Source organism: Chitinophaga rhizosphaerae (assembly GCF_003958645.1).
Classification (GTDB): Bacteria; Bacteroidota; Bacteroidia; order Chitinophagales; family Chitinophagaceae; genus Chitinophaga; species Chitinophaga rhizosphaerae.
In genome coordinates, this window is sequence record NZ_RXLO01000022.1 from 1 (window position 1) to 25308 (window position 25308).

A 25308-nucleotide genomic window follows, 5' to 3' on the forward strand; every position below is an offset into this window, starting at 1 on the left:
GAGGGTGTTCACCTCTTCCCATTCCGAACAGAGAAGTTAAGCCCCTCATGGCCGATGGTACTGCACTATCATGCGGGAGAGTAGGTAGCTGCCATATTTATTGGAAAAAGGTTCAGGAGCAATCCTGAACCTTTTTTTATTTATACCCATCCCGGATGCACCTCTACTTTGCACTTCCCCAGGCGACAGTTAACCTTCACCACCTCAGACCAACTACCACCACATGAAACCCTTCACCACCGACAGACCGTTAAACACCATAATCAACCCTCATGATCCTCTCACCGGTCACATCCGGCTTCCATGATGCTGGTTAATGTGAATGCAAAGCAAGTTTGGATGGTACTGCAGAATTCCCGAACTTTTTATTCCTGCCCAATCTCAGAACACAAGTATGTATTGCGCTTCCCCGATCGATATATTATACCCATCCCGGAATGCACCAGTGTATTGCACTTCCCCAGGCGATAGTTAACCCCCAACACCACAGACCAACTACCACCACATGAAACCCCTCACTACCGACAGACCGTTTAACACCATAATCAACCCTCAAGATCCTCTCACCGGTCACATCCGGTTTCCATGATGCTGATTAATGTGAATGCAAAGCAAGTTGGGATGGTACTGCAGAATTCCCGAACTTTTTATTCCTGCGCAATCTCAGAACGCAAGTATGCATTGCGCTTCTCCAGGCGACAATTCCCCCCCCACCACTACAGACCAACTGCCACCACATGAAACCCCTCACTACCGACAGACTGATTAATACCATAATCAACCCTCATGATCCACTCACCTGTCACATCCGGCTTCCATGATGCTGATTAATGTGAATGCAAAGCAAGTTGGGATGGTACTACAGAATTCCCGAACTTTTTATTCCTGCCCAATCTCAGAACACAAGTATGTATTGCGCTTCCCCGATCGATATATTATACCCATCCCGGAATGCACAAGTGTATTGCACTTCCCCAGGCGACAGTTAACCTTCACCACTACAGACCAACTGCCACTACATGAAGCCCCTCACTACCGACAGACCGTTTAACACCATAATCAATCCAGTATTTTTATTTGAACCTATCCCGCAATAATTAAAATTGAACGAAATCTGCATCGAATTGGAGCGTCCTCACATACTCTTACTCACATTAGGAAATCATTTGAAATCTGTACAGTGTTAGGACAGCTGCAAGTAGGAACCAGTGTTTTACCCATTAAATATTGAAGTTTGTGTATCTCTCTTACATCCACATCTTACCATAAATAGGCCATACTGATGCATTTCAATCCACTATACGCCGGTTTGTTAAGCATTCTGTCGGTATTCTTCCATTCATTCAGGTACAGTGCTTATTATTAAAATTGTTAACATGGGATTGAATCCTATTCATAAATCCCGTACAGGCAAATAATTCTTTATCAAACCATTGAAAGCCAACTATGAAAACTAAGTAAATAGCCGTACACCCCCACTCACTAGGCCTTTCCAAACAATCCCCAATGCCCTCATATCTCAACATATTAACATCCCTCAAAAAATAATCCACTACGCAGATACAATGCGTACCGCCGTACGAAATTCACCGTCCCATCAAACCTAACTGACGTATGAAACCTCTGGAAGGAAAAATCATTCTCGTTGCCGGCGCCACCCGCGGAGCCGGAAGAGGAATAGCATCTATGCTCGGTGAAGCCGGCGCCACCGTCTACTGCTCGGGACGAAGCGTTAAAGGCGCTCCCGCTTCCGGCCCCTCCCGCCCGGAAACCATCGACGAAACAGCGGAAATCGTTACGGAATTGGGAGGAATCGGAATCCCCGTCCGGACAGACCACAGCAAAGAAGAAGAAGTGATCGCCCTCATGGACCGGATCCGAAAAGACCACGGTCACCTCGACGTCCTCGTGAACGACGTATGGGGAGGCGACGCCCTCATGCAATGGAACCTCCCGTTCTGGGAAAACGACCTCTCAAAAGGTTTTCAGATGATGCGCCAGGCCATCGATACACACATCATCACCGCCAAGTATGCCGTGCCGCTCATGCTGCCCGCCAAAAAAGGCCTTATCGTGGAAGTGACCGATGGAGATGGCTATTTCTACCGTGGACAATTGTTTTATGATCTGGTCAAAACAACCATCATCCGCTTGGCCTACGACATGTCGCAAGACCTCGAACCCCACGGCATTGGTGCGCTTTCCGTTACGCCCGGCTTCCTCCGCTCCGAAGCTATGCTGGAACATTTCGGAGTAACCGAGAGCAACTGGAAAGACGGGGCCCGCGTGGATCCGAACTTTATTGCGTCCGAAACGCCCTGGTTCGTAGGTCGCGCCATTGCCGCTTTGGCTGCAGACCCATCCGTCTTCGAGAAAAGAGGAAAAGTATTCAGCTCCTGGAACCTCTCAGACGAATACGGATTCTCCGATCGCGATGGAACCAGGCCACATTGGGGAAACTATGTTCGTACTACCATCCCTGAATACCTCCACAAACCACTGGATGATGAATTTTACAGTTACTGGAAACTGATCTCGGGAAAAAAGATCGGCGGAGATGCATGGGTATAGCTTTTCCAGGTTTGGGAAAATGTGGGTTGAAAACATGTGCAATAGAATACAGAAATATTCACGATGAGAATGAATGTATGTATTGTTAAGCACTGCATCCGAATGGCGTTGAATAAACGCAATGCATTGAAACAGCAGGAGAAATTGTATACAACCTAATTGTGGGGGACGTTAGAAGAGAGACTCGAAACGCGGTACAGTTCTCAAACGGCGGTTTACTTCTACCGAAAATAGGACCGATGCTGTCCTTCTTTTGGGATTATTGTTTGATCCTCGAGATATCCATTGGCAGGAGGTATCGACAGATCGACGCGTTTTTTACTTATGATATTCACGCAGAATGCTTATCGAACTGTACGATATCCATTCACTAGCGTTAGTATTGGTTAGCCGACACCATATTTTCTTGAAATGAAGTACAAATCGATCTGTGAATTTGAGGTATCCGGCTGAAAGAGATATAGTGGGATGACGGACGTCGCTATTTTTTTGAGAGCAAACTTATGTTGTCTGCTGAATTGTACATTGTTTGATTGGTGAAAATCCAGGAGGCAGAACCAGATAATTGTACGCTGAAGCCAGGCCTGTGGCTGAAAAATAAAATGCAACCCGGTATACAGCGCGCGGTAAAAACGCATATAAAAAAAGAGGCGCCGGATGGCCAGCGCCTCTTCAAAATATAATGTGCATTTCCGGCTAAAATGTAAATGCATCCAGCTCAGCCGGTGTAAGCTGATGGCGCTGTTTTCCCGTCATGCTTTTGAGAAACACAACGCCAGGCGCATTGTCTTCTACATAAGCGATATAAGGAATGCCACGCTTTTCAGCGTATTTATATTGTTTGTCCTGCTTGATTTCGTCCGGAAAAATTTCCGTGCTGATACCACGGTCCCGCAGGCGGGAGACATATCCGTAAACTTCCGCCAGTTTCTCTGCTCCAGGGTGAAAAAATATCACCTGCGTACCCTGCTGCGCTGTTTCCGGGAACAGTTGCAGCTCTTCCAGTACATCGTAAATACGGTCGACTCCAAAAGAAATCCCCACACCCGAAATCCCCGGAAGCCCGAAAAGCCCCGTCAGATCGTCGTACCGTCCGCCGCCACCGATACTTCCCATGTTCACGTTCTCGGGCGCCTTCACTTCCACGATCATCCCGGTATAGTAATTCAGGCCGCGTGCCAGCGTCAGGTCGATCTCGGGTTGACGGGTGAACGATGTCAGCCCACTTCCCAGGATGTACCGTAGCTCTTCCACGCCTTTAAGACCCGTTTCCGATCCAGCGAAAAGCTGCGTGAGCCGGTCGAGCTTCTCGTCGTTGCTGCCTTGCAGCGAAATGAATTCCATCACTTTATCAGCCTCCGACCCCGAAAGCCCGCGCTGCGCCAGTTCTTCGCGAACCCCGCTTTCACCGATTTTGTCGAGCTTATCAATGGCGATCGTAATGGCGAGCATCAAATCCGGACGGCCAACAAGCTCCGCCAACCCCGTGAGAATCTTGCGGTTGTTGACTTTCATACGATATCCAGAAAGTCCGAGCGTATTGAAAACCGTATCGTAAATCTGCAGCAGTTCGATTTCGTTCAGGAGGGAATTACTGCCCACCACGTCCGCATCGCACTGGAAAAACTCGCGATAGCGGCCACGTTGCGGCTTATCGCCCCGCCAAACCGGCTGGATCTGGTAGCGTTTGAACGGCAGATGGATCTTCCCCTGGTTCATCACCACGAATCGGGCGAAGGGAATGGTCAGGTCGTACCGGAGCGACTTTTCGCACAGGATCAGCGCCAGTTCGCGGCTATCTTTCGCCATTTGTGCCTGGCCATAGATTTTATCGCCGTTATTGAGAATTTTGAAGATCAGATTATCGCCTTCGTCACCGTATTTGCCGAGAAGGGTGGAGGTGTATTCCATGGCCGGAGTTTCGAGGGGCTGAAAGCCGAACCGTTCAAAAGCCTGCCGGATGACAGCGAAAATGTGGTTGCGCTTGCGGACCACGTCTGGCCCGAAATCGCGCGTACCTTGAGGAGTGTTGAGTTTTGCCATGCTATAAAGCGTCAAGAATGTGAATGTTAGAAATATCAGGCGAGCCGTACGATGCGTTCGCAGGCGCCATGGATGAGCCGGAACACCGGCTCGAAAAGGGCATCGTCGTACCAGGGATCCGGGACCGGCTGCTGGTCTTCCAGCAACAATTGTACCTTCTGCTGGTCGGCCGACGAGCGGGCTTTTCGGAGCACGTCGCGGTAATTGTCCAGGTCCATGACGAAAATCCGGTCGAACCGGTCGAAATCTTCGGTGGAGAACTGCCGGCCGCGAAGCCCGGAGATGTCGATCCCGTGCTGTTTCGCCACGGCAATGGAACGGCGGTCGGGCGGGTGGCCCACATGCCAGTTGCCGGTGCCGGCGGAATCTACGTCCCAATCCAGTCCTTTTTCGCCCGCCAGGTGGCGGAGAATGCCTTCGGCAAGCGGGGACCGGCAAATATTACCAAGGCAGACCATCAATATCTTCATGTGCGATCTATTGATCGGGAATTATTGGTTATCAATGATTTGATGTAAATCCTGCATCCCTTTCCCCCCGATTTTTCAGACCGCAAACCTACCGAATTTTCAGGGAAACCGCTAACGCATTTTGGAGGAATTGCATATGTTAAAACTTTGCTGTATTATGGAAAATGTAAAGTCCGGCATCATCTTCCTGAAAGCTTTTGAAACAGCCCGAAAAATTTTTAACAAACGAATAAAAGTTTAATGCGGTAGGAAAAAGCATTTTTTTGTATACTTGTAATTTGCCACCAATGCGACAGGAGAACGACAATACGAACAATCGGACAAACGTGCAATATCGCCCGCTGGGCGAACTGATCAGGGGAATAATTTTTATTCTTTTTGGATTGTACGCACTGTTTTCCGAAAAGCTGGGAATGGGTAGACTGGACATCTCCGATACGTGGCTCTACGTATTGGCCGGCATGTTGGGCGCTTATGGATTATTTCGTGTCTACAGGGGTATCAAACAATTATTCTTTTAACCAAGTATCACCCACTAGTGCGTATGTTTTTAAATGCTAAAAACTGGATGGGCCAGGCATTGGCGACGGTTGCCGTTACCATGCTGGCTGCAGGATGCGGAGGTAATAACACCGGTAAAGGTGAATTGGACAGCCCCACGAAAGGAGAGATCCATATTTCGGTCGACAAAACGTATCAGCCGTTGCTGGAATCCGAAATCCGGGTGTTCGAATCACAGTACCCGAAAGCGAAGATCATCGCCCATTACAAACCCGAAGCCGATTGCTTCAAAGATTTGTTCAACGACAGCGCGCGCCTCATCATCGTAACGCGCGACCTGAAAGCGAACGAACTGGAATATTTCAAAAAAGAGAAAATCCGCCCGCAAAGCGGTAAGCTCGCTACAGACGCCATCGCGCTGATCGTGAATCACAGCAATCCCGACTCCATCCTGACGATGGACCAGGTGCGCGAGATCATGAACGGCAAATCGCAGAGAAAATGGAATATCGTATTCGACGATCAGAATTCCAGCACGGCGCGCTACGTCCTGGACTCCATCAACAAAGGCCAGCCTTTGCCGGCCAACACGATGGCAGCCCATTCCAATGCAGAAGTGATCTCGCACGTGGAAAAGGATAAAAACGCCATCGGTGTGATCGGGGTGAACTGGATTTCCGACACGAACGATTCCACGGCCATCGAATTCAGCAACCGCATCACGACGGTAAAACTCCGTGCAGACGGATACACCGAATTCGTGAAGCCGTACCAATACTTTATCGGGACGAAGTCTTACCCGCTCACGAGAGGAATGTTCTATATCCTCAAAGAGCCCCGCCAGGGCCTGGGTTCGGGCTTCGTGACATTCCTCTCCGGTCAGCCCGGCCAACTGGTGATCGGAAAATTCAAGTTGTTCCCGGCCCGTTTGAACATCGTGTTCCGGGAGGCCACTTTAACAGAGTAAAAACTAAATACTGATAACACAACTAAAACCGGATTGCTCATGAACAGAAGGAACAGTTTATTTGTAGCCATGCTCTGCATAGCCAACGGAGCCATGGCGCAAACTGTGGAAGATGGTTTGAAGGATTTGTACTACGGCAAATACCAAACTGCCAAACAGAACCTCGAAAAAGCCATCACCGCGAAACCTACGGATGACCGCGCTTATTACTACCTCGGAATAGCCGAACTGGGACTGGAGAATAAGGACGCAGCTGCAGCCGCCTTCACCAAAGGACTCACCGCCGTTCCCAACTCCTCCCTCCTCATGGTAGGCCAGGGCCGTATCGATCTCCTCAACGGTAAAACCGCTGAAGCGAAACAGAAATTCGAAGCCGCCAGCACCGCCACCGAAGGCCGCGACGGCGACGTTGCCCGTGCCATCGCAGATGCCAACACCGAAGTGAAAGGAGGCGATCGCGGATATGCGCTCACCATCATGGAGAAACTCCTGAACAACGAAGGACGTAAGAAAAGACAAATGTATACCGCCACCGCGGCCGATTACATCGAACTGGGCGACGCTTACCGTTACCTGGGCGGTGAAAACGGCGGCAAAGCGATCACCACTTACGAAAAAGCACTCGAGCTCGACGCCAACAACGCCGAAGCCGTAATGAAACAAGGCCTGGTAAACTACAACGCCCGCCTGCTCCAGCAAGCCGTGGCCGACTGGGCCAAAGCTACCAACATGGACGCGAACTATGCTCCCGCATACTTCGAACTGTACCAGTTCTACATCACCCAGCGTAAAGAGCAGTTCTCGCTCCCCCACGCTGCGCAATACCTCCAGAAATACGTGGAAGTTGGGGACCCCTCCGACAAATCCAAGAACGAATATTACCTGGCAGCCATCAACTTCTACCAGAAAGACTATGATGCCGCAATCGCCAAGGCGAAAGCCCTGTTGCCCGCAGCCAACGACATTTACAAAGGTAAACTCACCCTGCTGGCCGCCGATGCGCACCTGCAGAAAGGTGACTCCCTCTCCGCAAAAGCCCTCATGGACGAGCGCGTGAAATCCGTTCCCGCAGAACAGCTCCAGTTGAACGACTATAAGCTGCTCAGCGCCATCTATGGCAAACTGAAACACTCCGATTCCGCCACCCAGGCAGGTTACCAGCAAACCGCCGGTCTCTACCTGGAGAAATACGCAGAAACCGACACTACCACCGATGCCGAGAAATACCGCAACGTGGCAGAAGCCTACAAAGACATGCGTAACTATGCCAAAGCCGCCCAATGGTATGGCAAAGCACTGGAAGTGAAAGAAAATCCCGCTGCGATGACCGACCACTTCTATAAAGCGTTCTATGAGTACTACGCTGGGGATTACAGCGGTTCCGACTCCTCCTGGACCAGCTTCACCGAGAAGTATCCCACCCAGCCCACCGCTTTCTACTGGAAAGGCATGGCCAACTTTGCGCTGGACCAGCAAGCCAAGGAAGGCCGCGGTAAAGAAGCCTTCGAAAAATACATCAGCATGGTGAAACCTGAAGACGAAGCCCGCAACAAACGCTTCCTCCTCAACGCATACACCTACCTGATGCTGTATCACTACAATAAGGACGACCAGACCGCCATGCAACCCTGGATGGACAAACTGGTAGCCATCGACCCGAACAACGATACCGTTCGCCAGGTGAAGGAATTCCTCAGCTCCTCCAACAAAGCCGCAGGTAGCTCCGCGAAAGCATCCAGCACCAACGGCTCCAAATAATTCCGGACCCAAATCCCGGATTACCGGCAGCGCCCACACGGGCGCTGCTTTTTTTATGCCCATATTTAACGTTTCCTGCATTGTTTTTACCGGATTATTTGAGTAAATTCAGAGGCGGAGCCTGCCTGTATCGTGGCCGCAGCCATCATTCTGGCATGTTTTTTTATTACATGAACCTATACCGCAGCCGAACTAAAAGGCTCCGGTAACGTTAGTTAATCGGTTAAAACATTTTTATCATGAAGAAGCGTATCAGTACCGTGGTTGCCCTTTTCCTCCTCACAGGCGGGGCAATGGCGCAAACGATAGAAGACGGGCTCAAAAACCTCTATTACGGAAAATACGCCACCGCCAAATCCAATTTCGAACAGGCGATAGCAGCCAAACCCACGGACGAACGGGCGTATTATTACCTCGGGATCGCTGAACTGGGCCAGGAAAACAAGAACGGTGCGGCAGCCGCTTTCCAGAAAGGACTCGCCGCCGTGCCGAATTCCCCTCTTCTCAATGTAGGCCTCGGCCGTATCGACCTCCTGAGCGGTAACGCCGCCGCGGCCCGCCAGAAGTTCGATGCCGCCCTCAACGCCACCGCCAAAAACAAGAACGGCGACGTGGCCCGCGCCATCGCAGATGCCAACACCGAAGTGAAAGGCGGCGATAAAGCCTTCGCCCTCGCCGTCATGAAACAGCTTTTAGAAGGGAACGACGGCAGGAAAGGATACAAACCCGTAGCCGCGGATTACATCGAACTGGGCGACGTGTACCGCTATTTGGGCGGCGAAAACGGCGGAAAAGCCATCGAAGCGTACGAAAAAGCGCTGGAATTGGAACAAAACAACGCAGAAGCCGTTATGAAACGCGGCCAGGTGAACTATAACGCCAAACTGCTCGAACAGGCAGTGGCCGACTGGTCGCAAGCCACCACGCTCGACCCGAACTATGCCCCGGCTTTCTACGAACTGTACCAGTTCTACTACACCCCCAAACCCCGGCAGTTCTCCCTTACCAAGGCGAAAGAATATTTGCAGAAATACCTCACCCTGAGCGACCAGGCCGATAAAACACGGAACGAATATTACCTCGCTTCCATCATGTTCCTCGACCGCGACTATGATAGCGCCATCAATAAAGCGAAAACACTCATCCCGCAGGCCAACGAATCCTATAAAATGAAGCTCGAGCGGATGATCGCCGACGCTTACCTCCAGAAAGGTGATTCCCTCGCCGCCCGCCAGCATTTCGACGACTATGTGAAACGCACCGGGGAAAGCAAACTGGAGCCCATCGATTACAAGCTCGGCAGCGAGATCTACAGCCGCATCAAACTGGATGATTCTACCCAGCAGGCCGTGATCGATCAGCAATCGCTCAACTACCTCGAGAAATACGCTACATCCGATACGGCCAAAGACCTGGACCGGTACGAAAGCGTGGCCAAGGCCTTCCAGCAGGCGAGGGTGTTCAATAAAGCCGGCGAATGGTACCAGAAAATAGCCGACCTGAAGGTGGAGAAAGGAGAAAATCCCACTGCGCTCGACCTGTTCAACATCGGCCAGAACTACTATTACGCCTCCAGCGGCGGTACAGACACGGCGATGCTGGCCAAGTCTTCAGAAGCGTTCGGAAAACTGACCTCCGCGTTCCCGGACCTGACCACCGGCCACTTCTGGCAGGGGATGGCCGCTGCCGCCCGCGACGTGGAAGCCAAAACCGGGGTGGCACAGCCGTATTTCGACAAATACCTGAACCTGGCAGAAGCTGATCCCGCCAAAAACAAGGCTGGCCTCATCAAGGCGTATACCTACCTGATGGTATATTATTACAACAAGGATGATAAAGCCAATATGCAGAAGTATATGGACAAACTGACGCCGCTGGACCCTACGAGCGAACCCGTGAAGCAGATCAGGGACATCATGAGCAAGCCCCAGCAAAGAGGCGGCGGACGGTAATAAATATTTAAATTTCAGGCATTTGACGTACACGGCCCGGGAACCCTCCCGGGCCGTGTACATGTTACACGTTTAGGCTCAATCAATTACACAAACGGGTGAGCGTCCGGGAACTCCGGAAACCAACGTCACATATTTTATTATATTACATATACAAAAAAAAGATTAGATTTTCAGGATTGTCGATTTGAATTATAGTTTAGTTGCAGTATTTTTGCGCTTTCAGACAATATATTGGGAAGCTTATGTTTTTTGTCTCTGAATTTTTGACAGCAAGCAACACGCCGGTCAGCTATTTTCCTATCCTTTTACAAGTTGTTGCTGCTTTGGGTTTCGTTGGTATCACCATGATAGCCACGCACTTTCTCGGCCCGAAGCGTAAAACCAGTGACAAACTGGAGAATTTCGAAAGCGGTATCGAACAGATGGGGAACGCGCGTCAGCCGGTGGCCATCAAGTACTTTCTGACAGCTATTCTCTTCGTATTGTTTGATGTGGAAGTTATCTTTTTCTATCCTTATGCTGTTAATTTTAAAGAGCTGGGATGGAGTGGTTTTATGGCGATGCTCGCATTTGTTTGCTTCTTCATGGGCGGTTTCTACTATATCATTAAGAAAGGTGCCCTGAAGTGGGAAGATTGATACTTAGTTAACTATTAATAAATTCCCGCTGCGTGAATGCGGCGGGATTAGGAGGGTAAAGATTATGTCTCGTCCTGTTCAGTTTAATACAAATGTGAAGGTGGTGGAAATGCCGGAAGGCTATAGCGGAGAAGGTTTCTTTGCCACATCTTTCGATAAGGTCATCGGCCTGGCCCGGAAGAATTCCATCTGGCCGCTGCCGTTCGCCACATCCTGCTGTGGCATCGAATTCATGGCCACCATGGCTGCCCACTACGACCTCGCCCGTTTCGGTTCCGAGCGTTTGGGCTTTACGCCCCGCCAGTGCGACCTGCTCATGGTAATGGGTACCATCGCCAAGAAGATGGGGCCCGTTCTGCGGCAGGTATACCTGCAAATGGCAGAGCCCAGATGGGTAATTGCCGTTGGCGCCTGCGCCAGCAGCGGCGGTATCTTCGACACCTACTCCGTGCTCCAGGGCATCGACCAGGTGATCCCCGTGGACGTTTACGTTCCCGGATGCCCCCCGCGCCCGGAAGCCATCCTCGACGGCGTGATGCGCGTTCAGGACCTGGTGGGCCAGGAAAGCCTGCGCCGCCGCCATAGCGACCGGTATAAGGATCTCATGAATTCCTACGGAATACAATAGTCACGATAATAGCGATTACATGTCTTTGACGAATGAGCATATCAAGAACAGGCTGGTCGAGAAGTTCGGCGAGGCGTTGACCAATTTTGAAGAGTCGTACGGCATTATGTCGTTCCAGGCGCCCAAAGAGATCAATCTGAAAGTCATGCAGTTTCTCTACGATGAAGAGGACCTGGCATTCCGTTTCATGACCGACCTCTGCGGCGTGCATTACCCCGATAACGCGGGCGCCGAACTGGGCGTTGTGTATCACCTGCACAACCTCGTGCAGAACGTGCGCCTCCGGTTCAAGGTGTTTACGGCCGTGGAAACCCCGCAGGTTTTCACCGCCACGAAGTTGTTCGCCACCGCCAACTGGCAGGAAAGGGAAACGTATGATTTCTTCGGGATCGACTTCGTAGGGCATCCGAACCTGGTCCGCATCCTGAACGTGGATGAAATGGATTACTTCCCGCTGCGCAAGGAATTCCCCCTGGAAGACCAGACCCGTGTGGACAAGGACGACGAGATGTTCGGCCGCGGCGGAAGCGTCGGTATTTAAGTTTAACTTTTAGCAAATCAGGATATGTCTGATCACCATATACAACTACCGGAAGGCTCCATAGAGAAGCAGACCACCACGCTCAACCTTGGGCCTACCCACCCCGCCACCCACGGCGTTTTCCAGAACGTTCTGGAGATGGACGGCGAAAGGATCGTGTCCGCCACGCCCACCGTTGGCTACATTCACCGTGCTTTCGAGAAAATCGCCGAGCGCAAGCCGTATTACCAGATCACTCCGCTGACGGACCGGCTCAACTACTGCTCGGCTCCCATCAATAACATCGGCTGGCACCTGACCGTGGAAAAACTCCTGGGCATCAAAACGCCCAAAAGGGTGGACTACCTCCGCGTCATCATCATGGAACTGGCCCGTATCACCGACCACCTCATCTGCAACTCCGTTATCGGCGTAGACTCCGGCGCATTCACCGGCTTCCTCTACGTAATGCAGTACCGGGAACTGGTATACGAAATCTATGAAGAAATCTGTGGCTCGCGCCTCACCACCAATATCGGCCGCATCGGCGGTTTCGAAAGAAACTTCACCGAAACGGCTTTCCGCAAGATCAACAAGTTCCTCGACGAATATCCGGCTGTACTGAAAGAGTTCGAAAACCTCTTCACCCGCAACCGCATCTTCATGGAACGTACCCAAGGCGTTGGCGCCATTACAGCGGAACGCGCCCTCAACTACGGCTTCACCGGTCCGAACCTGCGCGCAGCAGGCGTGGATTACGACGTGCGCGTAGCTACGCCGTACAGCTCTTACGAAGACTTCGAGTTCAGCATTCCCGTAGGCACCACAGGCGACACTTACGACCGCTTCCTGGTGCGCAACGCGGAAATGTGGCAGAGCCTCGGCATCATCCGGCAGGCGATGGACAAACTGAAAGACCTCCCCGCCGATGTGTTCCATGCCGATGTGCCGGCTTATTACCTGCCCGACAAGGAAGACGTTTATTCCAAAATGGAAGCGCTCATCTATCACTTCAAGATCGTGATGGGCGAAACCGACATCCTGCCAGGCGAAGTGTACAACGCCGTGGAAGGCGCCAACGGCGAACTGGGATTCTATCTCATTTCCGACGGCGGCCGCTCCCCGTACCGCTTGCACTTCCGCAGGCCCTGCTTTATTTATTACCAGGCGTACCCGGAAATGGTGAAAGGTGCGATGCTGAGCGATGCCATCATCTGTATGTCGTCCCTCAACCTGATCGCAGGCGAACTGGACGCATAAATTCTTTGGCAGGGCCCCCGCGGGCCCTGCCCGCATATATTCCCGCCTATGGACCGCAACGGGAAAACGGTTTGGGGAATTTGAAGATTAACTTATAAAGACGAATATAAATGGCCGTTCAATTTTCTGAAGAGAAACTGAATAAAGTAAAAGAGATCATCGCGCGGTACCCGGACGGGAAGCAGAAAAGCGCCCTGATCCCTGTGCTGCACCTGGCGCAGGAATCCTTCGGCGGATGGCTCAGCGCGGACACGATGGATTATGTGGCCGGCCTGCTCCGGATCGAACCGATCGAAGTGTATGAAGTGGCTACGTTCTACTCCATGTTCAACCTGCAGCCCGTAGGCAAATACCTGTTCGAGGTATGCCAGACGGGGCCCTGCATGCTCCGCGGGTCTGACGACATTATTCATTATATCAAGGAAAAGCTGGGCATCAAGGTAGGGGAAACCACGGCCGACGGGCTGTTTACCCTCAAAACCGTGGAATGCCTTGGCGCCTGCGGTTATGCACCGATGATGCAGCTGGGCAAGTTCTATAAAGAACACCTTACCAAAGAGAAGGTAGACCAGATCATCGCGGAGTGCCGCGCACAGGCGAACAACTAAAAGCTGACCGGATTCCCGCCGCCGAAGTGTGCGACGCAACGGGGGAGGAGGAAAGAACGGAAAGCCGACCAAACGAAAAATATCACGTTGCCACGGCAACAACTTATATAAAGCGAGACAATGGGACGTAAATTACTGTTAGACAAGGCGCATATAGAAGGCATCCGGTACTTTGACGTATACCGGAAAAACGGCGGATATGCCGCTGCCGAAAAAGCCCTGAAGAGCATGAGCCCGGATCAGGTGACGGAAGAAGTGAAGAAAAGCGGCCTGAGAGGCCGTGGCGGCGCGGGCTTCCCCACAGGATTGAAATGGAGCTTCCTGGCCAAACCGGAAGGAGTGCCCCGCTACCTCGTCTGCAACGCCGACGAATCCGAGCCCGGTACCTTCAAAGACCGGTACCTCATGGAGTTTCTCCCGCACCTGCTCATCGAAGGCCTGCTGATCTCCAGCTACGCCCTCGGTGCCAACACTACTTACATCTACATCCGCGGCGAATACGCCTGGATCCCCGATATTCTCGAAGCAGCCATCGCCGAAGCGCACAAGAACGGCTTCCTCGGTAAAAACATCCTCGGTACCGGGTTCGACCTGGAGATTTACGTGCAACGCGGCGCCGGCGCCTATATCTGCGGCGAAGAAACCGCCCTCATCGAATCGCTGGAAGGCAAACGCGGCAACCCGCGCATCAAGCCGCCGTTCCCCGCCGTGAAAGGCCTGTACCAGTGCCCCACCGTGGTAAACAACGTGGAAACCCTCGCCGCCATCGTGCCCATCATCAACATCGGGGGCGATGAATACGTGAAATACGGCACGGGCAAATCCACCGGCACCAAACTCATCTCCGCCTGCGGCAACCTCAACAAACCCGGGGTGTATGAAATCGAGATGAACATTTCCGTAGAAGAATTCATTTACTCCGACGAATACTGCGGCGGCATCCCCAACGGGAAACGCCTCAAAGCCTGCATCCCCGGCGGCTCCTCCGTACCCATCGTGCCCGCCAACCTGCTGCTCACCACAGCCAAAGGCGAAAAACGCATGATGACGTACGAAAGCCTCAACGATGGCGGTTTCGCCACCGGCACCATGATGGGATCGGGCGGGTTCATCGTGCTGGACGAAGACCAGTGCGTAGTGCGCCACACCCTTTCGCTGGCCCGTTTCTACCACCACGAAAGCTGCGGACAATGCAGCCCCTGCCGCGAAGGGACCGGATGGATGGAGAAAGTGCTCAAGAACATCGAGCACGGTAAAGGAAAAATGAGCGACATCGACCTGCTGTGGGACATTCAGCGCAAGATCGAAGGCAACACCATCTGTCCTCTCGGCGACGCCGCCGCATGGCCGGTGGCCGCCGCGATCCGTCACTTCCGTGACGAATTCGAATGGCACGTGCTGAACCCCGACGAAGCGCAGCGCCGCAACTTCGGCCTGGCGCATTACGCAGACCCGCTGCCGGTAGCTGCCGCTGTCTGATAAGGAAACAACATTATTCTTCTTTTTTACTTTTTAATAATGGCGGAAGAAAAGAAATTATTCAAGGTCAAGATCGACAATATCACGGTGGAAGTGGAACCGGGAACGACCATCCTCAACGCTGCCCGCACCATCGGCGGCGAAGTGGTGCCCCCGGCCATGTGCTATTACTCCAAGCTCCAGGGCTCGGGCGGTAAATGCCGCACCTGCCTCGTGAAAGTGACGAAAGGCTCCGAAGCGGACCCTCGCCCCATGCCCAAGCTGGTGGCCAGCTGCCGCACCACCGTGATGGACGGGATGGAAGTGGCCAACATCACCTCCCCCGAAGTGCTCGACGCCCGCAAAGGCGTGGTAGAGTTCCTCCTCATCAACCACCCGCTCGATTGCCCCGTGTGCGACCAGGCAGGGGAATGCGACCTGCAGGACCTGAGCTACGAACATGGCGTTTCCGGCACCCGGTACGAATTCAAGCGCCGTACTTTCGAAAAGGAAGACATCGGCGAACATATCAAACTGCACATGACGCGTTGCATCCTTTGCTACCGCTGCGTGTTCACGGCAGACCAGCTGACCAACAAGCGCCACCACGGCATCCTGAAACGGGGAGACGCTTCCGAGATCAGCACCTACATGCGCGCATCCCTCGATCATACCAACTTCATCGGCAACGTGATCGACGTATGTCCCGTAGGCGCGCTCACCGACCGTACCGCCCGTTTCAAGAACCGCGTATGGTTCCTCAAACCGGTAGACGCCCACCGTGAATGCTCCGATCCGAAATGCTGCGGCAAAGTAGCGCTCTGGATGCGTGGCGACGAGATTTTCCGCGTTACCGCCCGCAAAGACAAATACGGCGAAGTGGAAGGCTTCATTTGCGATACCTGCCGCTTCGAGAAGAAAGATATCAAAGACTGGATCGTGGAAGGCCCCCGCAAGATTTCGCGCCACAGCGTCATCACCGCCGGCCACTACGTGGGTGTGCATAAACCCCAGGAAACCGTGATGAAAGTGATGGACGGCCGCAGCCCCAGGTTGCTGATGGACATCCACTCGGTGAGCGAGGTGAACATGCCGCAGGTAGACCTGAGCCAGATCGAAGGTCCGGCGCACTCAACCGATTTTCCGACTAAAAAAGGCGATCAATAAAGCGAGATATGGAATTCACAATTGACTGGTATTTCATTATAGAAAAGTTGCTGCTGATTTCGGCAGTGCTGGGTATTTCATTGGTGGTGGCGATGTACAGCACCTGGGGCGAGCGCAAGGTGGCCGCCTGGATCCAGGACCGCCGCGGGCCCAACCGCGCAGGCCCGTTCGGGTTGCTGCAGCCTTTGGCAGACGGGGGCAAGCTTTTCTTCAAGGAAGAGATCATCCCTTCCAGCGCCAACCGCTTTTTGTTCATCATGGGCCCCTCGCTCGCCATGTTCACCGCCTGCCTCACCAGCGCCGTGATCCCCTGGGGAGACACCCTCACCATCGCCGGCCGTGAAGTGAGCCTGCAGATCGCCGACATCAACATCGGCGTATTGTGGATCATGATGGTGGTAGGTATGGGCGTGTACGGCATCATGATCGGTGGATGGGCCTCCAACAACAAATTCTCCCTGCTGGCCGCCTGCCGCGGCGCATCGCAGGTAATCTCCTACGAACTGCCCATGGGCCTGGCCCTCATCGCCCTGTTCATGATCAGCGGCTCCCTCAGCCTGAAAGATATCGTGGAGCAACAGCGCGAAGGCGTTTGGTTCGTATTGCTGCAGCCCATCGGCTTCCTCATCTTTCTCATCTGCTCTTTCGCGGAAACCAACCGTACGCCGTTCGACCTTCCCGAAGCGGAAAACGAACTGAACGGTGGTTACCACCTCGAATATTCGTCCATGAAACTGGGCTTCTACCTCTTCGCCGAATACATCAACATGTTCATCAGCTCCGTACTGATGGCCACGCTGTACTTCGGTGGATATGCTTTCCCTTTCATGGATAAACTGGGAATAGACGGTAATTGGCTGACGGTCCTCGGCATCGGGGCACTGTTCCTCAAAACGCTGTTTTTCATCTTCTTCTTTATGTGGGTGCGGTGGACGATCCCGCGGTTCCGGTACGATCAGCTCATGAAGCTCGGATGGAAAGTATTGATCCCGCTGGCATTGCTGAATATGCTCATTACCGGCGCCTGGATCCTTTTCCGCGAAAACGGATTTAATTTTTAAACTGAAGAAACTCATCATATGCAATCTTTAACCAACAGGGCGAAGCCGGTAGACAGGAGGCCCATGACCTTTGCGGAGAAACTTTATCTGCCAGCGATAGCGAAAGGTATGGGCATTACCCTGAAGCACCTTTTCAAGAAGAAAGCGACGGTGAACTATCCCGAAGAGACACGCCCCTTCAGCCCCGTGTTCCGCGGCCTGCACATCCTGAACCGCGACGAAATGGGACGCGAGCGCTGTACGGCCTGCGGCCTGTGCGCCGTGGCCTGTCCTGCCGAAGCGATCACCATGGAAGCGGCCGAGCGCCTGCCGGGTGAGGAGCATCTGTACCGCGAGGAGAAATACGCCGCACGATACGAGATCAACATGCTGCGCTGCATCTTCTGCGGTTTCTGTGAAGAAGCCTGCCCGAAACAGGCGGTTTACATGTCTGAAACCTTCGCGCCGGCGAACTACCAGCGTAAAGGGTTCATTTACGGGAAGGAAGACATGCTGATCCCCCATCCCCAAAAACAAATCAAAGAAAACAACCAATAAGGCAATGGGAATCGATATGATAATCTTTACAGTGCTGTCTGCGATCGCCATCGCATCCGCACTGGGCGTGATCCTGAGCAAGAACCCCGTGAACAGCGTGCTTTGCATGATCACCTGCTTCGTCGCCATCGCGGGCCATTACATCATGCTGAACGCACAGTTCCTGTTCGTGGTTCACCTCATCGTGTACACCGGCGCCATCATGGTACTGTTCCTCTTCGTATTGATGATGATGAACCTCAACGCCGACATCGAGCCGCAGAAACGCAACTGGCTGAAATACGCCGGCGCCATCTCCGGCGGTGCCCTGCTGCTGGTGCTCGTTGCCGCCCTTCGCGACGCGAGCCTCCCCGCCATCCAGGGCGGCGGCAACACCGAAATCGGCCTGGTACAAAACCTCGGAAAAACATTGTTCACCTCTTACGTGGTGCCCTTCGAACTGAGCAGCGTGCTGTTCCTCAGCGCGATGATCGGCGCCGTAGTGATCGGTAAGAAATAAAACGCATTCGATATGCCCGTTCAATATTACATCTTTCTCAGCATCGCCCTGTTTTGCATCGGCATCATGGGGGTGCTGATGCGCCGGAACGCCATCATCATCTTCATGTGCATCGAGCTTATGCTCAACGCCGTGAACCTGTTGCTGGTCGCCTTCTCCAAAATGTGGGTAGACGCAGGTCGCATCGACGCCGCTTCCGCGCAGCTCTTCGTTTTCTTCGTGATGGTCGTAGCCGCCGCGGAAGTTTCCGTTGGCCTCGCCATTATCGTGATGATGTACCGGAACACCCATTCCGTAGACATCAACATTCTCAGCAGACTGAAAAACTAGGATTAAAAAATAGTATAGATCGATGATACATCTTGTTTGGCTGGTACCGTTTTTACCGTTGTTAGGTTTCCTGATCAATGGATTGGGCAGGAGGTATTTATCCAAGCCGCTCACCGGCATCGTAGGTAGCGGCAGCGTGGTCGCAGCTTTTGTGATCAGCTTGCTTATCTTCTTCGAAGTGCGGACGCCCGGCTTCACGCCCCAGGTGGTTACGCTGTTCGATTTCATCAGCGTAGGCAGCCTCCACATCCCCTTCGCATTCCAGGTAGACCAGCTGAGCGCTTTGTTCCTCCTGATCATCACCGGTGTGGGCTCCCTGATCCACATCTACTCCACCTCTTACATGCATGACGAGCCGAACGAAGGTTTTGCGCGCTATTTCGCGTACCTCAACCTCTTCGTGTTCTCCATGCTCATCCTCGTGCTCGGCGCCAACTATGTGATGATGTTCATCGGATGGGAAGGCGTAGGCCTCTGTTCCTACCTGCTCATCGGGTTCTGGTTCAAAAACATCGAGTATAATAAAGCCGCCAACAAGGCTTTCATCATGAACCGCATCGGCGACTTCGGTTTCCTGCTCGGCATCTTCCTGCTCATCCAGCAGTTCGGTTCCGTGACCTTCTCCGAAGTATTGCCCCAGGTCGCCGGCCTCGGCGAAAACAGCGGCGTGCTCTTCGCCATCGCCATGCTGCTCTTCATCGGCGCCATGGGCAAATCTGCACAGATTCCCCTGTACACCTGGCTCCCCGACGCCATGGCCGGGCCTACCCCCGTTTCCGCCCTCATCCACGCGGCCACGATGGTGACCGCCGGTATCTACATGGTGGCCCGCAGCAACGTGATGTATTCCCTCGCCCCGCACATCCAGACGATCGTGACGCTCGTGGGCCTGGTAACCGCATTGCTCGCAGCTTCCATCGCGCTGAAACAGAACGACATCAAGAAAGTACTGGCTTACTCCACCGTGAGCCAGCTCGGATACATGTTCATCGCCCTGGGCGTTGGCGCTTACACCGCCGCCGTGTTCCACGTGATGACGCACGCATTCTTCAAAGCCCTCCTGTTCCTCGGTTCGGGTTCCGTGATCCACGCCATGGGCGGGGAGCAAGACATCCGGAAGATGGGCGGCCTGAAGAAATGGATGCCCATCACCCACATCACCTTCCTCATCGGGTGCCTCGCCATCGCAGGGATCCCGGGGCTGAGCGGTTTCTTTTCCAAAGACGAAATCCTCGCCCACGCATTCGGATACAGCCCGGTAATTTATGGTCTCGCCCTCATCGGTGCGCTCATGACCGCGTTCTACATGTTCCGCCTCTACTACATCACCTTCTCCGGTAAATTCCGCGGCACGCACGAGCAGGAACACCACCTGCACGAAAGCCCCGCCGCCATCACCTTCCCGCTGATCGTACTGGCCATCCTGTCCGTGATCGGTGGTTATGTAGGGATGCCCGCCGTGTTCGGTATGCCCAACCTGCTGGCGGAATACCTCAGCCCCATCTTCGCGCCTTCCGCGCCTTTCCTGCACGAACATCACCTGAGCCACAGTCTCGAATGGGGACTGATGGGCCTCAGCACCGGACTGGTGATCGTGATGATCGGCTGGGCGCGCAGCAAATTCGCCAACTATACGGATAATGGCCAGCCCACCACCGGCCTGGCTAAAGTCCTGGAAAATAAATGGTACGTAGACGAACTGTACGACGCCATCATCGTGAAACCCCTCCTGTCGCTGAGCAAATTCTTCCAGGAAGTGGTGGAACGCTCCGGCATAGACGCCCTCGTGAACGGCGTAGGCGCCGCGGTGAAATGGGGTGGCGGCCGCGCCAGGCTGGTGCAGAACGGCCAGGTGGGCTTCTACATCTTCGCGATGGTGATTGGTATGATCGTATTGTTTGTGATCAGTTTGTTTTTATAAATCGATAGCGGATTAAGAAAAAGATATGTTGACAGTATTACTCATATTGATCCCTTTGGTGACGGGCCTGATTACATTCGGACTCAGCGGCCGTGGCGCCAAGGTTTTCAGCGGGATATCCTCACTGGCCACGCTGGCCGTAACACTGGCCGCCTGGGCGCAATTCCGTACGGCTCCCGAAGCCCTGCGCTTCACCGCGGAATGGATACCCCAACTCGGCAGCCAGATCAACCTCGGCCTCGATGGCCTGAGCCTCATGCTCGTGCTGCTCACGACCATTTCCTTCCCGCTCATCTTCACCACCGTACTGAGCCGCAACTATGAAAGATCGGGCGCCTTCTACGGCCTGATGTTGCTTTCACAGGCCGGTATGCTGGGCGTTTTCCTTTCGTACGACGCGCTGCTGTTCTACGTATTCTGGGAACTGGCGCTCATCCCGGTGTATTTCCTCTGCTCCATGTGGGGCGGAGAGAAAGCCATCCCGGTGACGTTCAAGTTCTTCGTATATACTTTCGCCGGATCGCTGCTCATGCTGGTCGGTATTATTTATATCTACTTCCAGACAGAAGGTTCCTTCAGCTGGCAAACCTTCACCAGCCTGAACCTCAGCAACGATGAGCAAAGCTGGCTGTTCTGGCTCTTCTTTGTGGCGTTCGCCATCAAGATGCCGGTTTTCCCCTTCCATACCTGGCAGCCCGACACTTACGAACAATCGCCCACGCCCGTAACCATGGTGCTGAGCGGTGTGATGGTGAAAATGGGCCTGTTCGGCGTGATGCGCTGGCTGAAACCCGTGCTCCCGGCAGGTGCAGACATGTGGCAGGAAGCGGCCATCCTTCTCAGCGTGATCGGCATCATCTATGCATCCTGCATCGCCATCATGCAATCCGACCTGAAGAAACTGATCGCTTATTCCTCCATCGCCCACATCGGGCTGATGAGTGCAGCCATCTTCGCCGGTAACGAACAAAGCCTCGCCGGCGTGCAGGTACAGATGTTCAACCACGGCATCAATATCATCGGCCTCTGGATCATCATCGAAGTGATCGAGCAGCGCCTCGGTACCAAAAACATGCAGCAACTGGGCGGTATCGCTTCCGTTGCGCCCGCCCTGTCCATCCTCCTGGTGATCGTGAGCCTGGCGAACATCGCCCTGCCGCTCACCAACGGGTTCATCGGCGAGTTCCTCATGTTCAGCGGATTGTTCCAGCACAACGTTTGGTTCGCCGCCGTTTCCGCGATCGCCATCATCCTCGCCGCCGTGTATATGCTGCGCATGCTGCAAAAAGTACTGTTCGGGGAAACCAACGCGCTCACGGCTACCACCACCGACCTGAAAGGCGGGGAGATGCTGGCGCTGGTGTGCATCACCGCCATGATCTTCGTGCTCGGCGTATATCCGAAACCGTTGCTGGAGCTCGTTTCCGGTACCGGGATTGAAAACACCGTTGCCGCAATTGCCGGACGTTGATTTAATAAATGATTCTGTAACGTTACAATATGAACGCATTAATTACGACTGCTGTTTTTGGGATTATTCTGATGTTCGTGGGACTGGTTGTCAAACAGAAGCAGTATATCAAATATTACGCGATCGCCGGTACGGTGGTCGCCTTCATCGCTAACCTGCTCGATGTGCAGCAGGGCTACGGCGTGTTGCACGGCATGGTGGAAGTGAGTTCCTTTTCCGTGCTGTTCAACGCCATCGCCATCGCCTCCACGGCCCTATACTTCCTGCTTTGCGGCAGCGCGTTCGAGAAAGTGGGGGAAGACGTGGCCGATTACTTTGCGCTGATCTTCTTCATCCTGGCGGGCATCATGCTCACCGGGGCGTATAGCAACCTGCTGATGCTGTTCCTCGCCATCGAGATCATCTCCATCCCGCAATATATCCTCGCGGGGGCCGATAAAAAGAACCTGAAAAGCAACGAAGCTTCGCTGAAATACTTCCTGATGGGCTCCTTCACCACGGGGATCCTCCTCATGGGCATCGCGCTCATCTACGGTGCCACCGGCACGTTCGATCTGCGTGAAATGGGCCTGGGCACCGGGGAACTGAGCCCCCTGGCACTGTGCGGCATCATCCTGCTGGGTTTCTCCCTGGCATTCAAAGTATCCGCCGCTCCTTTCCACTTCTGGACGCCCGACGTGTACGACGGTTCTCCGACCGTGTTCACCGCCTTCATGGCCACCATCGTAAAAGCCGCGAGCTTCATCGCTTTCATGCGCCTTTTCCATGTGAGCTTCTCCGGCGGCAACGTCAGCCACCACTGGCAGCTGATCCTGGCCATCATCACCGCGGCTACCCTCATCATCGGTAACCTCACGGCCGTGTTCCAGCAAAGCGTGAAGCGCATGCTCGCTTACTCCAGCATCGCGCAGGCGGGTTTCATGCTGTTCGCCATCGTGGCGCACAATGAAATGTCGAGCCAGGGCCTTATCCTTTACGCAGCGGCTTATAGTGTGGCTACCATCGGAATCTTCGCCATCTTGCTGAAAATGAACGACTATACGTTCGACGGATTCAACGGTCTTGCCCGCAGGCAGCCGCTGATAGCCGTTGTTTGCGCCATTTTCCTGTTTTCGCTGGCAGGTATTCCGCTGACCGCGGGCTTCTTCGCCAAGTACTTCGTGCTGAGCGCGGCCGTTCAGCAGGGAGATCTGCTGTGGCTGGTGGTCCTGGGGGTGCTTTGTGCCGCCATCAGCGCCTACTATTATTTCCGCGTCATCATCGCCATGTTCTTCAAGCCCGGAGAGGCGGATGCACAGGGTGTTACGCCGGGCTTCAAAGCTATGCTGGTTGTAGCGGCGGCCATCGTGATCGTGCTCGGTATCTTCCCGAACCTGCTCCTGCAATTCCTGTAATCGCAACGATATTTTTCCGGAAACGGCAAGGCCAACGCGTCTTGCCGTTTTTTTTATGCCATTCCGTGGTTGGATGGGTTTACAGATGATGGAAAACCGTTAACTTTAGTCAACGGTCGTTATGCGTACAAAAGATGTATTTTCCCTCGCCCTGCGCTCCGTGAGCGCCAACCGCCTCCGGGCGGGCCTTACCGTGACGGTGATCGCCTTCGGGATCATGGCGCTCGTGAGCATCCTCACGGTGATCGACGCGCTGCAATACAAGATCTACGACAGTTTCGCCAGCATGGGCGCCAACGGTTTCTCTATCCGCAACCGTGAAATGCGCATCCGCATGGGCGGTGGCGGCGGTGCCGTTCGGGGAACGAGCACGGGCCGGCGCAGGAAGGTCCGCACGTCCAACCAGAACAAGGTCATCACTTTCGGCGAAGCGATGGAATTCAAGAAACGGTACGATTTCCCGGCTTCGGTAAGCCTCATGTTCCGCGCCGGCGGAGGTATGACCGTTTACCGCGAAAACTTCAAGACCAATCCCAACATCCAGGTGATCGGCGGTGATGAAAACTATATCAAGTACAACAACTACAATCTTCAATACGGCAGGAATTTCACGAAAGCCGACATCGAATCCGGCCGGAACGTGGCAGTCTTGGGTTGGGATGTGGCGAAAACGCTATTCGGAGAATTCCCTGAACGGGCCCTCAACACGAATGTGCGCCTGGGCAACGTCCGCTACCGCGTGATCGGGATTTTGGAAAGCAAAGGCAGCAGCAACGTGTTCAGCGCCGATAATGTGGTGGTGACAACGGTGACCAGCACGCGGAGGGTGTTCAACCGCCCCTGGGCGTCTTACCAGATCAATGTAAATGTCGACGATATCAAGCTGCAGGACGAGGCGATAGGGGAGGCCACGGGGCTTCTCCGCATCATTCGCAGGATGGATTTCAATGAAGAAAACAACTTTTACATCAGCCGCAGCGACAGTATCGCCGAAATGCTGTTCCGCCAATTGAGGATGGTGACGGCGGCCGCTACGTTGATCGGGCTCATCACGCTGGTGGGCTCGGCGATCGGTTTGATGAACATCATGCTGGTGTCTGTAGCGGAGCGGACGCGGGAGATCGGGGTGAACAAGGCGCTCGGCGCCACGGGCCCCACGATCCGGCTGCAGTTCGTATTCGAATCGGTGATCATCAGTATCCTGGGCGGGACGCTCGGGGTGATTTTGGGGATTCTGGTAGGGAACCTGGTGGCCAGTTTGATGGGATCGGCGTTTTTTATTCCCTGGGGGTGGACGATCGGGGGAATCCTGGCCTGTGCGGGGGTGGGCCTGTTGAGCGGGATATACCCGGCTGTGAAGGCTTCCCGGCTGGATCCCATCGTGGCGTTGCGCTATGAGTAAAAAGATATTGATAAGAATAGAAGTGTCCCGTCCTAGAATAAGTTGACGGTTTTAAACTGGATTAATTGATCCCTGGTTTTCATCGGCCAGGGATTTTTCATGTGCCTGAGTTGGTGTCAGGTATCTTAAACTTAAATGTGGTCTTATGT

Annotated in this window: 21 protein-coding genes and 1 rRNA gene; 20 read left to right on the plus strand and 2 right to left on the minus strand. The window is 53.6% G+C overall.

The window, feature by feature from the left end; genetic code table 11:
• Both rrf and EJ361_RS25180 read left to right on the plus strand, forming a co-directional pair.
• Nucleotides 1-97 (plus strand): 5S ribosomal RNA (gene rrf, locus EJ361_RS25175); the annotation flags it as partial.
• A gap of 1517 nt (nt 98-1614) precedes the next feature.
• Nucleotides 1615-2571: an SDR family oxidoreductase gene (locus tag EJ361_RS25180; protein WP_126249345.1), complete on the plus strand. Its 957-nt coding sequence runs from the start codon at nt 1615-1617 to the stop codon at nt 2569-2571.
• A 696-nt stretch (nt 2572-3267) separates the two neighbouring features.
• On the opposite strand, the gene hisS is transcribed toward EJ361_RS25180, so the two are convergent.
• Together hisS and EJ361_RS25190 are read right to left on the minus strand one after the other, a co-directional pair.
• Nucleotides 3268-4614 (minus strand): histidine--tRNA ligase, encoded by a 1347-nt coding sequence (hisS, locus tag EJ361_RS25185; RefSeq protein ID WP_126249346.1) that lies wholly within the window; start codon nt 4612-4614, stop codon nt 3268-3270.
• Nucleotides 4615-4649: 35 nt separating this feature from the next.
• On the minus strand, nt 4650-5084 hold the full coding sequence (locus EJ361_RS25190; RefSeq protein ID WP_126249347.1) for a low molecular weight protein-tyrosine-phosphatase: 435 nt from the start codon (nt 5082-5084) through the stop codon (nt 4650-4652).
• 544 nt (nt 5085-5628) lie between these two features.
• On the opposite strand from EJ361_RS25190, the gene EJ361_RS25195 reads away from it, so the two are divergent.
• From EJ361_RS25195 to EJ361_RS25280, 18 genes are all read left to right on the plus strand, one after another.
• Nucleotides 5629-6552, plus strand: coding sequence for a PstS family phosphate ABC transporter substrate-binding protein (locus EJ361_RS25195; RefSeq protein WP_126249348.1), 924 nt, complete (start codon nt 5629-5631; stop codon nt 6550-6552).
• 39 nt (nt 6553-6591) lie between these two features.
• Nucleotides 6592-8310, plus strand: coding sequence for a tetratricopeptide repeat protein (locus tag EJ361_RS25200; protein ID WP_126249349.1), 1719 nt, complete (start codon nt 6592-6594; stop codon nt 8308-8310).
• A gap of 239 nt (nt 8311-8549) precedes the next feature.
• Complete coding sequence (locus EJ361_RS25205; RefSeq protein WP_126249350.1) at nt 8550-10262, plus strand: tetratricopeptide repeat protein; 1713 nt, start codon at nt 8550-8552, stop codon at nt 10260-10262.
• A gap of 245 nt (nt 10263-10507) precedes the next feature.
• Nucleotides 10508-10903 carry an NADH-quinone oxidoreductase subunit A gene (locus tag EJ361_RS25210; RefSeq protein WP_205687116.1) on the plus strand — a complete coding sequence of 132 codons (396 nt, stop codon included), beginning with the start codon at nt 10508-10510 and terminating at the stop codon, nt 10901-10903.
• A 64-nt stretch (nt 10904-10967) separates the two neighbouring features.
• Complete coding sequence (locus tag EJ361_RS25215) at nt 10968-11531, plus strand: NADH-quinone oxidoreductase subunit B (protein WP_126249351.1); 564 nt, start codon at nt 10968-10970, stop codon at nt 11529-11531.
• A gap of 19 nt (nt 11532-11550) precedes the next feature.
• The gene (locus tag EJ361_RS25220) at nt 11551-12072 is read left to right on the plus strand and encodes an NADH-quinone oxidoreductase subunit C (RefSeq protein ID WP_126249352.1); all 522 of its coding nucleotides are present in this window, start codon (nt 11551-11553) and stop codon (nt 12070-12072) included.
• Between the two features lie 24 nt (nt 12073-12096).
• Nucleotides 12097-13311, plus strand: a complete 1215-nt coding sequence (locus EJ361_RS25225) for an NADH-quinone oxidoreductase subunit D (RefSeq protein WP_126249353.1) — start codon at nt 12097-12099, stop codon at nt 13309-13311.
• A 110-nt stretch (nt 13312-13421) separates the two neighbouring features.
• Nucleotides 13422-13919: an NADH-quinone oxidoreductase subunit NuoE family protein gene (locus tag EJ361_RS25230; RefSeq protein ID WP_126249354.1), complete on the plus strand. Its 498-nt coding sequence runs from the start codon at nt 13422-13424 to the stop codon at nt 13917-13919.
• Between the two features lie 120 nt (nt 13920-14039).
• Nucleotides 14040-15398, plus strand: coding sequence for an NADH-quinone oxidoreductase subunit NuoF (gene nuoF / locus EJ361_RS25235; RefSeq protein WP_126249355.1), 1359 nt, complete (start codon nt 14040-14042; stop codon nt 15396-15398).
• A 39-nt stretch (nt 15399-15437) separates the two neighbouring features.
• Entirely contained in the window at nt 15438-16544 is a 1107-nt protein-coding gene (locus tag EJ361_RS25240; protein ID WP_126249356.1) for a 2Fe-2S iron-sulfur cluster-binding protein, read from the plus strand.
• A gap of 8 nt (nt 16545-16552) precedes the next feature.
• Nucleotides 16553-17605 (plus strand): NADH-quinone oxidoreductase subunit NuoH, encoded by a 1053-nt coding sequence (nuoH, locus tag EJ361_RS25245; protein WP_126249357.1) that lies wholly within the window; start codon nt 16553-16555, stop codon nt 17603-17605.
• An 18-nt stretch (nt 17606-17623) separates the two neighbouring features.
• Nucleotides 17624-18142 carry an NADH-quinone oxidoreductase subunit NuoI gene (gene nuoI / locus EJ361_RS25250; RefSeq protein ID WP_126249358.1) on the plus strand — a complete coding sequence of 173 codons (519 nt, stop codon included), beginning with the start codon at nt 17624-17626 and terminating at the stop codon, nt 18140-18142.
• Between the two features lie 16 nt (nt 18143-18158).
• On the plus strand, nt 18159-18641 hold the full coding sequence (locus EJ361_RS25255) for an NADH-quinone oxidoreductase subunit J family protein (protein ID WP_240646737.1): 483 nt from the start codon (nt 18159-18161) through the stop codon (nt 18639-18641).
• A gap of 12 nt (nt 18642-18653) precedes the next feature.
• Nucleotides 18654-18971, plus strand: a complete 318-nt coding sequence (nuoK, locus tag EJ361_RS25260; protein ID WP_126249360.1) for an NADH-quinone oxidoreductase subunit NuoK — start codon at nt 18654-18656, stop codon at nt 18969-18971.
• A gap of 22 nt (nt 18972-18993) precedes the next feature.
• On the plus strand, nt 18994-20892 hold the full coding sequence (nuoL, locus tag EJ361_RS25265; protein ID WP_126249361.1) for an NADH-quinone oxidoreductase subunit L: 1899 nt from the start codon (nt 18994-18996) through the stop codon (nt 20890-20892).
• A 25-nt stretch (nt 20893-20917) separates the two neighbouring features.
• On the plus strand, nt 20918-22363 hold the full coding sequence (locus tag EJ361_RS25270) for a complex I subunit 4 family protein (RefSeq protein ID WP_126249362.1): 1446 nt from the start codon (nt 20918-20920) through the stop codon (nt 22361-22363).
• 29 nt (nt 22364-22392) lie between these two features.
• Nucleotides 22393-23757, plus strand: coding sequence for an NADH-quinone oxidoreductase subunit N (locus EJ361_RS25275; protein WP_126249363.1), 1365 nt, complete (start codon nt 22393-22395; stop codon nt 23755-23757).
• A gap of 121 nt (nt 23758-23878) precedes the next feature.
• Nucleotides 23879-25159 carry an ABC transporter permease gene (locus tag EJ361_RS25280; RefSeq protein ID WP_126249364.1) on the plus strand — a complete coding sequence of 427 codons (1281 nt, stop codon included), beginning with the start codon at nt 23879-23881 and terminating at the stop codon, nt 25157-25159.
• The last annotated feature ends 149 nt before the right edge of the window (nt 25160-25308 follow it).

What these genes read in the sequence shown, in the direction of transcription:
- EJ361_RS25180 (WP_126249345.1), top strand. Translation starts at nt 1,615, where the DNA reads ATGAAACCTCTGGAAGGAAAAATCATTCTCGTTGCCGGCGCCACCCGC.
- hisS (WP_126249346.1), bottom strand. Translation starts at nt 4,614, where the DNA reads ATGGCAAAACTCAACACTCCTCAAGGTACGCGCGATTTCGGGCCAGAC.
- EJ361_RS25190 (WP_126249347.1), bottom strand. Translation starts at nt 5,084, where the DNA reads ATGAAGATATTGATGGTCTGCCTTGGTAATATTTGCCGGTCCCCGCTT.
- EJ361_RS25195 (WP_126249348.1), top strand. Translation starts at nt 5,629, where the DNA reads ATGTTTTTAAATGCTAAAAACTGGATGGGCCAGGCATTGGCGACGGTT.
- EJ361_RS25200 (WP_126249349.1), top strand. Translation starts at nt 6,592, where the DNA reads ATGAACAGAAGGAACAGTTTATTTGTAGCCATGCTCTGCATAGCCAAC.
- EJ361_RS25205 (WP_126249350.1), top strand. Translation starts at nt 8,550, where the DNA reads ATGAAGAAGCGTATCAGTACCGTGGTTGCCCTTTTCCTCCTCACAGGC.
- EJ361_RS25210 (WP_205687116.1), top strand. Translation starts at nt 10,508, where the DNA reads ATGTTTTTTGTCTCTGAATTTTTGACAGCAAGCAACACGCCGGTCAGC.
- EJ361_RS25215 (WP_126249351.1), top strand. Translation starts at nt 10,968, where the DNA reads ATGTCTCGTCCTGTTCAGTTTAATACAAATGTGAAGGTGGTGGAAATG.
- EJ361_RS25220 (WP_126249352.1), top strand. Translation starts at nt 11,551, where the DNA reads ATGTCTTTGACGAATGAGCATATCAAGAACAGGCTGGTCGAGAAGTTC.
- EJ361_RS25225 (WP_126249353.1), top strand. Translation starts at nt 12,097, where the DNA reads ATGTCTGATCACCATATACAACTACCGGAAGGCTCCATAGAGAAGCAG.
- EJ361_RS25230 (WP_126249354.1), top strand. Translation starts at nt 13,422, where the DNA reads ATGGCCGTTCAATTTTCTGAAGAGAAACTGAATAAAGTAAAAGAGATC.
- nuoF (WP_126249355.1), top strand. Translation starts at nt 14,040, where the DNA reads ATGGGACGTAAATTACTGTTAGACAAGGCGCATATAGAAGGCATCCGG.
- EJ361_RS25240 (WP_126249356.1), top strand. Translation starts at nt 15,438, where the DNA reads ATGGCGGAAGAAAAGAAATTATTCAAGGTCAAGATCGACAATATCACG.
- nuoH (WP_126249357.1), top strand. Translation starts at nt 16,553, where the DNA reads ATGGAATTCACAATTGACTGGTATTTCATTATAGAAAAGTTGCTGCTG.
- nuoI (WP_126249358.1), top strand. Translation starts at nt 17,624, where the DNA reads ATGCAATCTTTAACCAACAGGGCGAAGCCGGTAGACAGGAGGCCCATG.
- EJ361_RS25255 (WP_240646737.1), top strand. Translation starts at nt 18,159, where the DNA reads ATGATAATCTTTACAGTGCTGTCTGCGATCGCCATCGCATCCGCACTG.
- nuoK (WP_126249360.1), top strand. Translation starts at nt 18,654, where the DNA reads ATGCCCGTTCAATATTACATCTTTCTCAGCATCGCCCTGTTTTGCATC.
- nuoL (WP_126249361.1), top strand. Translation starts at nt 18,994, where the DNA reads ATGATACATCTTGTTTGGCTGGTACCGTTTTTACCGTTGTTAGGTTTC.
- EJ361_RS25270 (WP_126249362.1), top strand. Translation starts at nt 20,918, where the DNA reads ATGTTGACAGTATTACTCATATTGATCCCTTTGGTGACGGGCCTGATT.
- EJ361_RS25275 (WP_126249363.1), top strand. Translation starts at nt 22,393, where the DNA reads ATGAACGCATTAATTACGACTGCTGTTTTTGGGATTATTCTGATGTTC.
- EJ361_RS25280 (WP_126249364.1), top strand. Translation starts at nt 23,879, where the DNA reads ATGCGTACAAAAGATGTATTTTCCCTCGCCCTGCGCTCCGTGAGCGCC.